Genomic DNA, 13,885 nt, shown 5'->3' with positions numbered 1-13,885 from the left:
AACAAAGACAGGTCCCCGGACCTAGGACCGGGGACCCGTGCGTTCGTTCGATTACCGGAGGGAAGGGCTCAGCGCGTCGCCGGGACCGCGTCCCTCGCGGCCTTCTCCGGCGTCGCCGGGACGGCCTCGTACGGTGTCTCGGGTACGGAGTGGACGGCGGCCCCGGCCATCTTCGTCGCCGGGTTGAGGTCCTTGTGGACGGCCTTCGCCACGGCCTGGATGGTGTTGACGCCGTCGTTCATCGTCTTGTTGTCGTGGGTGAGCACGCTGATCATGTAGTCGTGCCCCTTCCCGGTGAACGCGCCGACGCTGTGCACGCGCCAGCCGTGGGTGGAGCGGGAGAGCCAGCCGTTCTTGAGCTGGACGGTGGCGGTCGCCGGGGCTCCGGCGGGCACGCCCCAGCGCTGCGACGAGACGACCTTGCGCATCCGCTCCAGGAGGAAGGCGCGCGCGTTGTCGCTGAGCACGGTGTTCTTCGCGGTGGTCAGCGCCAGCAGCTTCTGCTCGTCCTGGGCGGTGATCTGGGTGAGGCCCCAGTAGCCGCCGGTGCCGGGGACGGTCTGGGTCATGCCGGCGGCCTTGAGGAAGCCCTTGATCTTCGTCAGGCCGAGCTGCTTCCACAGGGTGGTGGTCGCCGCGTTGTCCGACTTGGTGATCATGGCGGTGGAGAGGTCGACCTCACGCTGCGTCAGATAGCGGTTCGTCTTCTTCGCGTCCCAGAGCAGGGTGGCGAGGACGGTCACCTTGACCACGCTGGCGGAGTCGTACTTCTGTGTCGCCCGCAGGGTGCAGGTCGTCCTGGTCGTACGGTCCAGGACGGCGACGGCGGTCGTGGACGTTCTGTTCTTGAGCGCCGCGGTGATGTCCTTGGTGAGCTGGGCGGCGAGCCCCGCCTTGCCCGAGGCGCAGACGACGGCGGGTGCGGCGGCGGCCGGCGCGGCAGCCGACGTGGCAGTCGGCGCGGCGGCGGCGGGCGCGGCTCCCGCGACGGCCACGACCGGGACGAGCACGCCCGCGGCGAGCGCCCCGGAGAGCGCGCCCCGGGCCCGCCGGGAGGGACTCGCTCTGTGCGCCGGTATCTGCTGATGTGTCATGTCGGCTTCCCGCCCCTGGTATCGGTGGGTGCACCCCCGCGGCGCACCCACCGGTATGACGTACCGGCGTCAGGGAACGGTTGTACGGAACAACGTCACGCTTCCGTATTAAGCCTCATCGCGTCCGTACCGGACCTCATGGCGCGTCCAGGTGCGTCGGGGCGAACATCCGCAGCACGGCGGGGAGTACGACGACGGACGGGCCGGGCTCCGCGAGCGCCTTCGCCAGGTCCTCGCGCAGGGACTCCGGTGTCGTACGGAGCGCGGGGACGCCGAAGGACTCCGCCAGGGCGACGAAGTCCGGCCGGGACAGCTCCGTCCCCGTCGGCTCGCCGAAGGCGTCCGTCATGTACTCGCGCAGGATGCCGTAGCCGCCGTCGTCCACGATCAGCCAGGTGACCGGCAGGTCGTACTGGCGGGCGGTGGCCAGCTCCGCGATGGAGTACATCGCGCCGCCGTCGCCCGACACCGCCAGGACCGGTTTCGTACGGTCGGCCGCCGCGGCGCCGAGCGCGGCGGGGAAGCCGTAGCCGAGACCGCCCGCGCCCTGACCCGAGTGCATGGGGCCCGGCCAGGCGGACCAGGCCCAGTAGGCGAGGATCGTCATGTCCCAGAAGCTGGGGGACGCGGCGGGCAGGGCCTCGCGGACGGCGGCCAGCACCCGCCGCTCCAGCGTGAGGTCCTGGGCCGCGATCCGGTCCCGTACCTTCCCCAGGACCGTGGCGACGGACGCGGCGGCGGCCGGGTCCTCGCGGGGGCTCACCGATTCCAGCAGCGCGGACAGCGCGTTCCTGGCGTCGGCGTGGATACCGAGCGCCGGGTGGTTGGACTCCAGCTTGCCGAGGTCCGCCTCGATCTGGATCACCCGGCCGCGCGGGCGGAACGTGTGGTAGTTCGAGGACAGCTCACCCAGCCCTGAGCCGACCACCAGCACCACGTCCGCGTCCTCCAGGAAGTCCGTGGTGTGGCGGTCCTCCATCCAGGACTGGAGGGACAGCGGGTGCTCCCAGGGGAAGGCGCCCTTGCCCCCGGCCGTCGTGACGACCGGCGCGTCCAGCTTCTCGGCGAGGGCGCGCAGCTTGCCGGAGGCGTCCGCCCGGACCACCCCGCCGCCCGCGATGATCACCGGCCGTACCGCGTGGGACAGCGTGTGCGCCGCGACGGCGGTCAGCTCGGGGCGCGGGTGCAGCTCGCGCGGGGTGGCGTCCATCGCCGTGACGACCGGCAGCGAGACCTCGGCGAGCAGCACGTCCTGCGGGATCTCCACCCAGACCGGGCCGTGCGGGGCGGTGAGCGCGGACTCCCAGGCGGCGGCGATCGCGGACGGGATCTGCGAGGGCGCACGGACGGGGTGCACGGACTTCACGATGTCGCGGAAGGACGCCTGCTGGTCGCGCAGCTCGTGCAGATACCCGTGGCGCCCGCCGCCCAGACCCGCCGCCGGGATCTGGCTGGAGATCGCCAGTACGGGCGCCGAGGCCGCCGCCGCCTCCTGGAGCGCGGCGAGCGAGGTCAGGGCGCCGGGGCCGGTGGAGAGCAGCAGCGGGGCGACCTCTCCGGTGACCCGGCCGTACGCGTCGGCGGCGAACCCCGCGTTGTTCTCCACGCGCAGCCCGATGTACTGGAGCGAGGAGCGGCGCAGCGCGTCGAACATGCCGAGCGCGTGCTGCCCCGGCAGACCGAAGACGGTCGTGGCGCCGAGCCCGTACAACGTCTCGACGACGAGGTCGCCGCCGCGGCGTCCGGGCGGCGGGGTGAGCGCCGCCGCGGTCTGTTCGGGGGTGAGGCGTACGGGTTCGTGGTCGTGATCGTGCATCAGCGCACCTCCGCCGCGAAACTCTCGGCGGCCTCAGGGGCGCCGGCCCCCGCCGCGCCGATCTGGCGGGACATGACCGTCGTCAGTTCGTACGCCGTGTGGGAGGCTGCGACGGAGGTGATCTCCGCGTGGTCGTAGGCGGGCGCGACCTCCACCACGTCCGCGGAGACCAGCCGGCAGGAGGCCAGCCCCCGGATGATCTCCAGGAGTTCCCGCGAGGTCAGTCCGCCCGCCTCGGGTGTGCCGGTCCCCGGCGCGTGCGCCGGGTCCAGGACGTCGATGTCGACGGAGATGTACAGCGGCCGGTCCCCGATGCGCTGCCGGAGCTGGTCGGCGATCTCGTCCACACCCCGGCGCATCACGTCGGCGGACGTGACGATCCCGAACCCCATCCTGGCGTCCTCGTCCAGGTCCCGCTTGCCGTACAGCGGGCCGCGCGTACCGACGTGGGAGAGCGCCTCCGTGTCGAGGATGCCCTCCTCGACGGCCCGGCGGAACGGGGTGCCGTGCGTGTACTCCGCGCCGAAGTAGGTGTCCCAGGTGTCGAGATGGGCGTCGAAGTGGAGCAGCGCGACCGGTCCGTGCCGCTTGGCGACCGAGCGGAGCAGCGGGAGCGCGATCGTGTGGTCGCCGCCGAGGGTCATCAGCCGCGCGCCGGTCCCGAGCAGGTCGTCGGCCGCCGCCTCGATCGTGTCGACCGCCTCGTTGATGTCGAACGGGTTCGCCGCGATGTCCCCGGCGTCCGCGACCTGCGCGAGCGCGAACGGCGAGGCGTCCTGCGCCGGGTTGTACGGGCGCAGCAGCCGTGACGCCTCGCGTATCGCGTTGCCGCCGAAGCGGGCGCCGGGCCGGTAGGAGACCCCGGTGTCGAAGGGGACGCCGACGACGGCGACATCGGCCGTACCGACCTCGTCCAGCCGGGGCAGCCGGGCGAACGTGGCCGGTCCCGCGTACCTCGGGACACGGGACGAGTCCACGGGCCCGCGCGGGCTGTTCCGGTGTCCGTGGTGTCCGTTGCTGCTCATCGTCGGGCCTCTCCGGGTGTCGCTGTATCGCTGTGCCGCGCTGTCGCTTCGTGCGGCTCCGCACCGCGTGACACGCTATGACCGTTCTGCAATGCACTGTCCCAAGTGCTCCGCCTCAATCGCTCTGTCCCAAGTGTTCTGTCTCAAGTGTTCTGTCTCAAGAATGGACCAGCCCACTGACAGCGGGCTCCCCGGCCTCCTCCGGCGCCTCTCCCGCGAGCCGGGCGCGCCACGCCGCGAGGACCGCCTCGTCCGTCGGCCGCGTCGCCAGGCTGACGATCACGTACGCGGCCAGCGAGGCCAGCAGGCCGTAGTAGATGGGCTGGTTGGCGAGGATTCCGTACGCCGCCATGAGCCCCACGACCGTGACCCCGCCGACGACCACGGCGGCCAGCGCGCCGTACACCGTGCCGCGCCGCCACAGCAGCCCGCCGAGGATCGGTACGAGCAGTCCGCCGACGAGCAGGTTGTACGCGACGGTCAGGGCCTCGACGACATTGTTCAGCGCGATGGCGACGGCGATCACGCCGACGCCCATGACCAGGATGAACAGCCGGTTCCCCCGCACCTCGTCGACGTCACCGCGGTTCTCGCCGCCCCGTCCGACGGCTCCGCGCAGCCGCGCCCAGATGTCGTTGTTGGCCACGGTCGCGCAGGCGATCAGCGCGCCCGAGGAGGTCGACATCACGGCGGCGAGGGCGGCGGCCAGCACCAGTCCGCGTACGCCCATGGGCAGTTCGTCCTTGACGATGGTCGCGAACGCGTCGTCCGCGCTGGCCAGGTTCGGGTAGAGCACCTTGGCGGCCGTTCCGATGACCGCGCCGGCCAGGGCGTACAGCAGACAGTACGTACCGGCGACGGTGCCGCCCCAGCGCGCGACCTTGTCGCCGCGCGCGGTGAACACCCGCTGCCAGATGTCCTGTCCGATGAGCATGCCGAAGGTGTAGATCAGGACATACGTGAAGATCGTCTCGGCGCCGATGCCGAACGGCGAGAAGTACGCGGAGGGCAGCCGGTCCCTCATCTCGCCGAAGCCGCCCGCCTTGACGACCGCTATGGGCAGCAGGAGCAGCAGCACCCCTATGGTCTTGACGACGAACTGCACCATGTCCGTGAGCGTGATGGACCACATGCCGCCGAGCGTCGAGTACGCGACGACGATGGCGCCGCCCAGGATGATCGCGACGGTGCGGTTCAGGTCGAAGAGGACGTCGAAGATCGTGGCGTACGCGATGGTCGAGGTGACGGCGAGCATCAGGGTGTACGCCCACATCACGATGCCGGAGATGAGCCCCGCCCGGCCGCCGTACCGCAGGTCGAGCATCTCCGAGACGGTGTAGACCTTCAGCCGGGCGATCCGCGCGGAGAAGAAGACGGAGAGGGCGAGCAGCCCGAGGCCGATGGCGAAGACCATCCAGGCGCCGGAGAGGCCGTGGCGGTAGCCGAGGCCGACGCCGCCGATGGTCGAGGCGCCGCCCAGGACGATGGCGGCCATGGTGCCGGAGTACATCCAGGGGCCGAGCCTGCGGCCCGCCACCAGGAACTCGCTCTTGGACTTGGCGCGGCGCATGCCCCACCAGCCCATGGCGAGCATGCCGGCCAGATAGACGACGATCACCGCGTAGTCGACAGCCATGGGCTTCCTCCGTCTCGTCTCACGCCCGAGGATGCTCGTGTCCCTCCAAGAGGCACGCGTACCGATACGCGTCCTCATAGGGGCCGAGCGTGTGGGTCATGACGGTAGGTGGCCGGTAAGCGACGCTGAAGTGTACGTTTCATCCAACCTTTCCGCCGAAGATGGATGGATCATCCATGTCGGACACCACCGCCGCCCCCTCCTCCTCCCCGCCCACTCCCCCGGTCCCGCTCGCCGATCTGCTGGCGGACCGGACGCTGGGCCTGCGCCGGATCGCGGGCCCGCCGGACGACGGTTCCCAGGTGGTGCACTGGGTGCACACCTCCGAGATGGCGGACCCGTACCCGTATCTGCTCGGCGGCGAGCTGCTGCTGACCGCGGGCGTCCAGCTCACCGACGCGTACGCGCGGGAGTACGTGGGGCGCGTGGTCGAGGCGGGCGCGGCGGCGCTGGGCTTCGGGGTGACACCGGTGTACGACACGGTGCCGCCCGCCCTGGTCGACGCGTGCGACCGGCACGGTCTGCCGCTGCTGGAGGTGCCGCCCCATACCCGGTTCACGGCGGTGGCACGCGCGGTGTGGCGGCTGATGGCGGAGGCACGCCACCGCGAGCTGCGCCGGGTGACCCGGGCCCAGCAGGGCCTGGCCGCCGCGGCGGCCAGGCAGGACCCGGTGCCCGCCGTCCTGCATCAGCTCGCGGTGGGGCTCGCGGGCCGCGCGGTCCTGTTCGCCCCGGACGGCGCGGAGCTGCACTCCACGGGCCGCACCCCGTCCCCGGGCGCCCGTACGGCGCTCGCGCGCCTGGCCAGGGTGGTCAACCCGGCGTCGCACGGCGCCGCGCCCTCCTCGGCCACGGACACGACCCAGGGCGCCCATCTCGCCGCGTACGCGCTCGGCGGCGGCCAGGACCTGGTCCTCGGCGTGGCGGCCGAACGGCGCGAACCCGGCGACCACACCGTCGCGGGCGTCGCCGTCGTCCTGCTCTCCCTCCTGACCGCGCCCCATCAGGGCGCGGCGGAGGCGGGCCGCTCGGCCGCGCTGGTACGGCTGCTGCTCGGCGCCACCCCCGCCGAGACGGCGCCGCTCCTCGGCCCCGGGCCCTGGCGGGTGGTCCAGGGACGTGGCGGGGCCACCCCCTTCGCGGCGGGCGCGCTGGCGGCGGCCCTGGGCAGCGCGCTGGCCGACACGGACGGCACCACGGTCCGCGTCCTCACCGACCGCGAGGTCACGGCCCAGCCCGGCTGGACCCTCGGCGTCAGCGACCCGGTCCCTCCGCAGTACCTGGCCGCCGCGGCCACCCGCGCGCTGCGCGCCCTGGGCCGCGCGGAGGCCACCCGTACCCCGCTCGTACGCCACGACCCGGCCGGCCCGGCGGCCGGACTCGCCGCCCTGATCGCCCCGGAGGAGGCCGCGGCCCACGCCCGCGCCCTCCTGGCCCCGCTCACGGAAGCACCGGGCGCCCCGGCCCTGACCGAGACGCTGCGCGCCTGGCTCTCCCTGCACGGAAGCTGGGACCGCACGGCGGTGGCACTGACGGTCCACCGCAACACGGTCCGCCACCGCATCACCCGCTGCGCGGCCCTGCTGGAGCGGGACCTGGACGACCCCGACGTACGGATGGAGCTGTGGTTCGCGCTGCGGGAGCCGCCTCAGGCCGCTCCGCCCGGCTGACACAATGCGGCGACCGCGCGGGGGCTGCAGGGCGGGACACGACGGAGCGGGACACAACAGGGGGACGGTCTGTGCGGGAGAACGGTACGACTGAGGGGAAGGAGCCGGCGGACGCGCCGTGGACGTTCGCCGCTCTGCCGGAGCGCACGGAGGACGGGGCACCGTCGTTCCATCGGTGCGTGGCGGAACTCGTCCGGTTGCTGGAGGTCGATGTGCCTCCCGGGCAGGGGGTGCGCAGCGGATGGACGTGGGAGGAGCAGGCCAGGACGGCGCTGCGCACGGCGCTCGACGAGCGGTCGAGCCTGCCGGAGGAGTGCTTCGACGCGCTGATGAAGGCGGCGGTCCACGACCCGAACCCGAGTTTCAACCGCCAGTTCGTCGAACCGGCATTGTTCGCCTTCGGGCATCGCCGCGTCCAACTGGCGCTGCTCCACCACCTGCGCACGGGAACGGATCCGGAGCGCGCGGGGGCGGCGCGGGCCTGGTACTGGTCGGCGCTCCCTCCCCGGAAAGACATGGAATCGGGAATCCCGGACGGGAAGAGCGAGGCCGGGATCGAAGACGTGGCGGATATCGCGACCGCGTGGCGTGAGGCCGCACTGCGGGAGTTCGTCGGCAACGAGCATCTGGACGTACGACGGTGCATTCTTCCGGGGCTGCCCCTTTACCCGGCGGCGTACCCGCCTGATCTCCGCCCCCTCGTCGATTCCGCAGTGGCAATCGCCCGGTCGCATTCCGACGCGTACATGCGTCACCGCGTGGAACACCAGATTCGCCGAAGCGCCTCTGGGTCGGGCGAATACCGAGCCATGTGAACGGTGTTCGGGAGAAACCGGCACGCACTTCGGCGCCTGCCCTCGGGACGGACCGCCCCCCTCGGGTCCGGCCCGCGCGCCTCGCGTTCACCATGCCGCAGCACCCGCTTCACCTGCGCGTTCACCTTCCGACACCCCAGGGCCCAAAGCCCCTCGGACACCAGGGGAATTGGGTCCCGGCCTGGGTCCCGGGGCCCACGCCGTCGCCGTTCCCCGCTCCGTAGCGTTCGCTCAAGTCCCCACCCGTCAGCGGGGATGAGAGGCGAAAACATGCGGAGGAACGGTTTGAGACCCCCCTCATTCTCCCGGGCCCGTGGGCAGACATCCGTGGAATATCTCGGGCTGCTCGGCGTCGTGGTGAGCCTGGTGCTGACCATGACGCTCACACCGGTCGGGACACAGGTGACCGGCGGACTCCACCGGGCGATATGCCTGTTGGTCAGCAGCGGTTCCTGTGCGTCGGGCCCGGGTTCCGACAACGGTGGGGACAGTGCGCTGCCGAACCCGGATGCTTCCGGAGGCGGTTCCGGGGAGGACGGAGTCACCACACTGCCGGGTCCGGGGCCCGGGGACGACAAACCGAAGTCCGAAGATGTGGCGTTCGAGCCCGACAAATGCATCCTGGCGTCGGAGACCGACAAACAAAAGACCGTCATGCGCATTCTCTTCATCAAGATCAGTTCCAGCAGTGAACTGAAGGTCACACAATGGTCCGACGGAACGGTCACCCTCGATTCCACGGGCACGGTGCAGGGCGGGGTGGAGGGCGGCATCGACTTCCCCGGGCTCAAGAAGTGGGGCGGCAGCGCCTCGCTGAGCGGCAGTTACACCAAGGGCGGCGGGGGCGGCGGGCGGTGGCTGTTCGACGGTCATCAGAGCGACGACCCGCAGAAGGACCTGGAGAACAACTACAACGACGCCAAGCAGTTCGCGGAATACCTGAAGGGCGCCGCGAAATGCAACAGCGGTCCGCCCCGGGCGTACGGTACCGAACTCGGCATGGTCTGCAACCACTCGAACAAGGACAAGCTGCCGGAGCTGAAGCCGGACCGGCAGCCCGACCTCGACATCACCAGGACCACCAGCGAGAAGTCCGGCGACGTCAAGTTCGGCAAGAGCCTCAGAACGGGCAAGGAGAACAAGAGCGTCGGCCAGGTCACGGGCAAGGGCGCCCAGGGCACCTGGATGAACGACACCCTCGTCATGCGCGGCAACGGTGAGATCACCTTCGTCTACACCATGGAGATCAACGGCCGGGTCGGCAATGGCTATCAGGGTGAAGGCAGCCATATGCAGCAGTTCTACGTGACGTACAACGCCGAGGATTACGACAAGGAGAAGAAGGAGGGCAAGGAGCACCGCCCGACCCGGCTCAGGATCTCCACGGCCGAGCGCGGCATGAGCGGCAATCCGGGCGTCGACATACGGGGATCGGTGCCCGCGGGACCGTTCAGCCTGCATGTCGAGGGCGGCGGCGGAAAGACCGACACCGAGGTGCACACCGAGGTGGCGGAGCTGGACCTCAAGGACCCCAAGGACAGCGAGGCGGTCGAGAACTACCTGCGCAACGGGGAGGACGGCGAGGACAGCGGAATCAAGCAGATCCACAACGCGGGCATCCCCTCCCCGCACTCCGCGTCCGAGCCACTGGCCCCCGACGCGACCCCGTTCGAGAAGCTCCTGCACGACAAGGCCAAGCTCAGCAGCCTCGACTACAAGGTCAACATCGACTGGTGGAAGGCCGGGTTCGCACTCAGCCTGGGTACGTCCCTCCACAAGCTGAGCACGGGCTTCAAGCTCTTCGGCCTGGAGACCAGCCACGAGCACGAGGAGCAGAAGCTGATCGGCGACCCGACCTACGCGGGCGCGCCGCGCGAGGACGGGAGCCGCCCCTGGCTCCCGTTCAAGAAGTGCAGCTCGGTCACCCCCATCTGAGCCCGGCCCGATACCCCGGCACCTTCCACCACGCCTTGTACGGCACCGACCAAGCGGCCTGCTCCCCCTGACATCAGGAGGAGCAGGCCGCTTCTCGCGTCCCGAGCACCCCGAACGCACCGAACGCACCGAACGCGTCACCGGTCAACGGGCCGGGATCCACCGCCCTGTTGCTCCCCCACCCCATGACGTTATAACCTCTAACTAACGCACGGGCCTCTAGCTCGATGCGGAGTGCGCGGCGTGCCGCGCAACCGTGCACACCGCCGGACGAGGAGAGCACCATGACCACCACGGTCGAGTCGCACCCCACCCGCACAGGCCGGAGCGTTCCGCTGTCGGTGACCATCTCCGCCTGGGCGGTCCCGGTCATGATCGTCGGTCAGTTCGCCCTCGTCTCAGGCGTCCCGGTCGTGATCGCACTGGCCGGCTCGCTCCGCCACGTCCACGACCGGGCGGTGCGCCGGGCGGCCACGCTCGTCGCCGCCACCTTCGCGGTCCCGCTCGTCGTATGGCTGACGCGGCCCGACGGGGCGCCGAGCCTGTCCAAGGACATGCACCCCGCGTTCGCCGGACTGATCATCGCCGCGTCCGCCGCCCACCTCCTGACCCTCCACCGGGCCCGCCGACGCCTCCCCGCCCAGTGACGCCACCGCCCGACCCCGCACGCCACCACAGCACCTGACAAGGAGAACGCCATGCCCCGCACCCGCAGCACCCGCGCCGCCCTCTTCGCCCTCCCGCTCGTCATCGCCGGCCTCCTCGGCACCGCCGCCGCGCCCGCCGGAGCCACCCCGCACCCCGACAGGCCCCTCACCTGTCGCGGAGAGGGCGTCGACTCCAAGGCCCTCGTCCGCTCCAGGATCGAGGCCGTGATCCACGCGCCGCTGAGCACCATCTGGAAACTGCAGACCGACGTGAAGCGCTGGCCGACCTGGCAGACCCCGGTCGAGACCGTGGAACGCCTCGACCACGGCCCCTTCCGAAAGGGTTCGGCGTTCAGGTGGACGGCTCCGCTGCCACCCAACCCCGCGACCACCGCCACCAGCCTGGAGGTCACCTCGACCGTCCAGCAGATCAAGCGCAACTCCTGCATCCGCTGGACCGGCCCCGCGATCGCCGAGGGACTGCACATCGACGGCGTCCACGTATGGAACTTCACCAAGGTCAAGGGCGGCGTCCTCGTACGCACCGAGGAGACCCACACCGGAGCCCAGGTCGAAGCGGACGTCCCCACCGCGACCAAGATCCTCCACGACGGCCTCGAAGCCTGGCTGAGCGAACTGAAGGCCACGGCGGAGGCCCGCGCAGGCCGCTGAGCCGGTGGTGGGGGTGTGGGCGGGTTCGGGCGGGCCTGTCGGGGTGGGCCGGTGGTGAGTTGGGCGCCGTAGCCCGCCCCCTCTCTGGTTCGATGATCGCGGCTCCGGGGTGTGCGTCAAGGGCGCTCCTGCGTCGCGTCGGCTTCGCCGATGGCCTCCGGCCACCCTTGACCCACACCCCTCCACCGCTGGAAAAGGCGTGGGGAGGGGGCGGGGGGGAGGGGTCCCCTGGGAAACACCGATGCCTTTGGGCTCCGTTCCAGGCTTGCGGGTCGGCTCGCCCTGCGGGGCGCGCGGTCGTGGAGTGGGGTGGCCCGGCTTTCGTCAAGCGGCTCCCCACCGGATGACGGCCGGGCTTCATGCCCCGCTGGTCACCCGCCGTGAGCGAGGAGGCCGGGTGGACTCGGGGTTGATGTGACGTGCGGGGCGGGAGGGGTGCGCAACAGGGAAGTGTGTGCCGAGAGTCCCGGCACAGTGCGCTGGCTGCGCGCAGTCACGGAACAACGACAACCAACCCCCCAACCAACCAGGGCAAACTGGGGCATAAGGCATGCTTTTTGGTGAGGAGGCACCCAATCGGGCCTCCCAGCACCGCACCCTGCCCCGGCACCCCACCACCCCGGCTCCGCCAGGCAGACCTTCTCCGCCAAGCCGGCCAGCTCCGCCAAGTCAGCCCCACTCCACGCCGCATTCACCACCGGCCCCACCCACGGCGAGTGAACAGCGGGGCATGAAGCCCAGCGCACGACCGGTCGACGGACGCTTGACGAGACGCGCCACCACCCCACTCCACTACCGCGCGCCCCGCAGGGCGAGCCGACCGCAAGCCTGGAACGGAGCGGAGGAACAGCCGTGTTTCCCAGGGGACCCCTCCCCCCCGCCCCCTCCCCACGCCTTTTCCAGCGGCGCAGGGGTGTGAGTCAAGGGTGGCCGGAGGCCATCGGCGAAGCCGACGCGACGCAGGAGCGCCCTTGACGCACACCCCGGAGCCGCGATCATCGAACCAGGGAGGGGGCGGGCTACGGCGCCCAACTCACCACCGGCCCACCCCGACAGACCCGCCCGAACCCCCAGATCAGCCCTCAGAGCCATCCGCATCGGGATACGAAGGCTCAGGAATGCGCGCACCTCGGCTCTCCGCGATACGGCAGACGTCGCGCAGCGCCTCGGACATGCGGTTCGCCAGGAAGCGGAGCTGCACCGAGGTGGCCTTGGAGTCGGCGAGCATGTCGGCCGCGTGCCCCATGAGTTCGGCAGCCATGTCGAGTTGCGCGTCCTCCATCTCATCGGCCATCCGGGAGATGTAACCGTTCCCGCCACCGGCGAGGTAGCACGGCTTGCCATCCGTGCCGGACCAGGGAAGCAATCGCAATGCCTCTCCTGAGCCATCGAGGGCAGACATACTGAACACGACGTCAACTCCTGTTGGTTGATGGTCACGCCCACAGGAACGCCCTGCGTAGCGATTCCCTCACAGGCTGCGACGAATCTGGCTAGGCTCGCCAGTAGGTAGCAGGTGACAGAGCGTTTGTCGCACGGGAGTCAGCAAATGGGCAGCATCTACGGTGATTGGCTCAAAGAGCAGCGCGTGGCGGCGGGGTTGACTCAGCAGGAGTTGGCGATTGCGGCAGTTATGACGCGTTCGCACATCTCACATATCGAGGCAGGGCGTCGCGTCCCGTCCAAGGAGGACGCACGACGGCTGGACAAGGCGCTGAACACGGGAAACGTACTACGCAGCTTCCTGCCACGGGATGACTCGGTTGTTGCGGATCGATTCGAAACCGCACGGCAACTCGAACAACAAGCAACGGCGATCCGCGAGTTCGCGCTCTCCCTCGTGCCTGGAATTCTTCAGACGGAACGCTACATGCGTGCGGTTCTCGACACGGCATCCCCACCCTGGAGCAAGGAAGAAAGTGACAGGATCGTCGTCACACGGCTGGAGCGGGCAAAGATCCTCAACTCCCCGGTGACCCCCGTAGTATGGGCGCTGCTTGACGAGTCGGTACTGCGTCGCCCGGTCGGCGGACCGGAGGTCATGACGGAACAGATCATGCATATTGTGCGCTTGGCCGAGAATCGGCGCGTACGGGTTTACGTGCTACCGCACAGCCTGGGAGCCCACCCGCTCCAGCAGAGCATGCTGACGTTGATGTGGTTCGAGGATCAGCCCCCTGTGGCCTATTCAGAAGCGATCTACATGGCCAAGGTTCACGATGAACCAGCCATGGTCGAACGGATCCAAGCCGCCTACGATCTGGCGCTGGGCGACGCACTGCCCACGAGGGAATCACTAGCCCTTCTCAGGGCAGCAGCAGAGGAATACAGACACCATGACCGAGAAGACCGCCCCTGACGCCACCAGGGTAAGCCGCTGGCGCAAGTCTTCCTACAGCGGAAACGACGCGGACAGTTGCCTAGAAGTACTCGACAACCACCCCACCGGCGTCCCCGTCCGCGACTCCAAGACCCCCCACGCCCCCAGCCTCCTCTTCCCCCCGGTCGGCTGGGCGTCCTTCGTCGCCGCCGTCAAGGACGAGGCGTTCCTCTAGGCCGACGGCCGACAGGCGAC

At 70.3% G+C, this 13,885-nt stretch carries 12 protein-coding genes; 7 read left to right on the top strand and 5 right to left on the bottom strand.

Translation table 11 applies throughout. From position 1 onward, the window contains the following. Positions 1 to 68 precede the first annotated feature (68 nt). The 4 genes from ACIBJC_RS18955 to ACIBJC_RS18940 all read right to left on the bottom strand — a co-directional run bounded on the left by ACIBJC_RS18955 (position 69) and on the right by ACIBJC_RS18940 (position 5,571). A complete protein-coding gene (locus ACIBJC_RS18955) occupies positions 69 to 1,094 on the bottom strand; it encodes a serine hydrolase (protein ID WP_399293552.1) in 1,026 nt (341 codons plus the stop codon). 136 nt (positions 1,095 to 1,230) lie between these two features. Then, positions 1,231 to 2,913, bottom strand: a complete 1,683-nt coding sequence (locus tag ACIBJC_RS18950) for a thiamine pyrophosphate-binding protein (RefSeq protein ID WP_399294251.1) — start codon at positions 2,911 to 2,913, stop codon at positions 1,231 to 1,233. Continuing rightward, positions 2,910 to 3,935, bottom strand: coding sequence for an agmatinase (gene speB, locus ACIBJC_RS18945; RefSeq protein WP_399293550.1), 1,026 nt, complete (start codon positions 3,933 to 3,935; stop codon positions 2,910 to 2,912). The genes ACIBJC_RS18950 and speB overlap by 4 nt, the downstream gene beginning before the upstream one ends. 157 nt (positions 3,936 to 4,092) lie before the next feature. Then, positions 4,093 to 5,571, bottom strand: a complete 1,479-nt coding sequence (locus tag ACIBJC_RS18940) for a sodium:solute symporter (RefSeq protein WP_329826979.1) — start codon at positions 5,569 to 5,571, stop codon at positions 4,093 to 4,095. 176 nt (positions 5,572 to 5,747) lie between these two features. Between ACIBJC_RS18940 and ACIBJC_RS18935 the strand changes: the two genes are divergently transcribed. From ACIBJC_RS18935 to ACIBJC_RS18915, 5 genes are all read left to right on the top strand, one after another. After that, positions 5,748 to 7,241 (top strand): PucR family transcriptional regulator ligand-binding domain-containing protein, encoded by a 1,494-nt coding sequence (locus tag ACIBJC_RS18935; RefSeq protein WP_399293547.1) that lies wholly within the window; start codon positions 5,748 to 5,750, stop codon positions 7,239 to 7,241. Between the two features lie 179 nt (positions 7,242 to 7,420). Continuing rightward, positions 7,421 to 8,056: a hypothetical protein gene (locus ACIBJC_RS18930; RefSeq protein ID WP_399293543.1), complete on the top strand. Its 636-nt coding sequence runs from the start codon at positions 7,421 to 7,423 to the stop codon at positions 8,054 to 8,056. 654 nt (positions 8,057 to 8,710) lie between these two features. Continuing rightward, positions 8,711 to 9,991, top strand: a complete 1,281-nt coding sequence (locus ACIBJC_RS18925; protein WP_399293540.1) for a hypothetical protein — start codon at positions 8,711 to 8,713, stop codon at positions 9,989 to 9,991. 284 nt (positions 9,992 to 10,275) lie between these two features. Then, a complete protein-coding gene (locus ACIBJC_RS18920; protein WP_399293537.1) occupies positions 10,276 to 10,638 on the top strand; it encodes a hypothetical protein in 363 nt (120 codons plus the stop codon). 51 nt (positions 10,639 to 10,689) lie between these two features. Beyond that, entirely contained in the window at positions 10,690 to 11,310 is a 621-nt protein-coding gene (locus ACIBJC_RS18915) for an SRPBCC family protein (RefSeq protein ID WP_399293534.1), read from the top strand. A gap of 1,075 nt (positions 11,311 to 12,385) precedes the next feature. Here the strand turns inward: ACIBJC_RS18915 and ACIBJC_RS18910 are convergent. Further along, positions 12,386 to 12,712 (bottom strand): hypothetical protein, encoded by a 327-nt coding sequence (locus ACIBJC_RS18910; protein WP_399294249.1) that lies wholly within the window; start codon positions 12,710 to 12,712, stop codon positions 12,386 to 12,388. 147 nt (positions 12,713 to 12,859) lie between these two features. Here ACIBJC_RS18910 and ACIBJC_RS18905 point away from each other — a divergent pair, with 147 nt between their 5' ends. Further along, positions 12,860 to 13,669 carry a Scr1 family TA system antitoxin-like transcriptional regulator gene (locus tag ACIBJC_RS18905; RefSeq protein ID WP_399293531.1) on the top strand — a complete coding sequence of 270 codons (810 nt, stop codon included), beginning with the start codon at positions 12,860 to 12,862 and terminating at the stop codon, positions 13,667 to 13,669. Continuing rightward, complete coding sequence (locus ACIBJC_RS18900) at positions 13,647 to 13,865, top strand: DUF397 domain-containing protein (RefSeq protein WP_399293529.1); 219 nt, start codon at positions 13,647 to 13,649, stop codon at positions 13,863 to 13,865. The genes ACIBJC_RS18905 and ACIBJC_RS18900 overlap by 23 nt, the downstream gene beginning before the upstream one ends. Positions 13,866 to 13,885: the final 20 nt, after the last annotated feature.

The sequence above is a fragment of the Streptomyces sp. NPDC050509 genome (genome assembly GCF_044457965.1).
Lineage (GTDB): Bacteria > Actinomycetota > Actinomycetes > Streptomycetales > Streptomycetaceae > Streptomyces.
Note: the sequence above shows the minus strand (reverse complement) of the source record. Positions and strands in the feature narration are given on the sequence as shown.

Bases quoted from the DNA above. Each gene is read 5' to 3' on its own strand.
- ACIBJC_RS18925 (WP_399293540.1), top strand. From the start codon at position 8,711: ATGCGCATTCTCTTCATCAAGATCAGTTCCAGCAGTGAACTGAAGGTC.
- speB (WP_399293550.1), bottom strand. From the start codon at position 3,935: ATGAGCAGCAACGGACACCACGGACACCGGAACAGCCCGCGCGGGCCC.
- ACIBJC_RS18910 (WP_399294249.1), bottom strand. From the start codon at position 12,712: ATGTCTGCCCTCGATGGCTCAGGAGAGGCATTGCGATTGCTTCCCTGG.
- ACIBJC_RS18940 (WP_329826979.1), bottom strand. From the start codon at position 5,571: ATGGCTGTCGACTACGCGGTGATCGTCGTCTATCTGGCCGGCATGCTC.
- ACIBJC_RS18905 (WP_399293531.1), top strand. From the start codon at position 12,860: ATGGGCAGCATCTACGGTGATTGGCTCAAAGAGCAGCGCGTGGCGGCG.
- ACIBJC_RS18900 (WP_399293529.1), top strand. From the start codon at position 13,647: ATGACCGAGAAGACCGCCCCTGACGCCACCAGGGTAAGCCGCTGGCGC.
- ACIBJC_RS18935 (WP_399293547.1), top strand. From the start codon at position 5,748: ATGTCGGACACCACCGCCGCCCCCTCCTCCTCCCCGCCCACTCCCCCG.
- ACIBJC_RS18955 (WP_399293552.1), bottom strand. From the start codon at position 1,094: ATGACACATCAGCAGATACCGGCGCACAGAGCGAGTCCCTCCCGGCGG.
- ACIBJC_RS18915 (WP_399293534.1), top strand. From the start codon at position 10,690: ATGCCCCGCACCCGCAGCACCCGCGCCGCCCTCTTCGCCCTCCCGCTC.
- ACIBJC_RS18920 (WP_399293537.1), top strand. From the start codon at position 10,276: ATGACCACCACGGTCGAGTCGCACCCCACCCGCACAGGCCGGAGCGTT.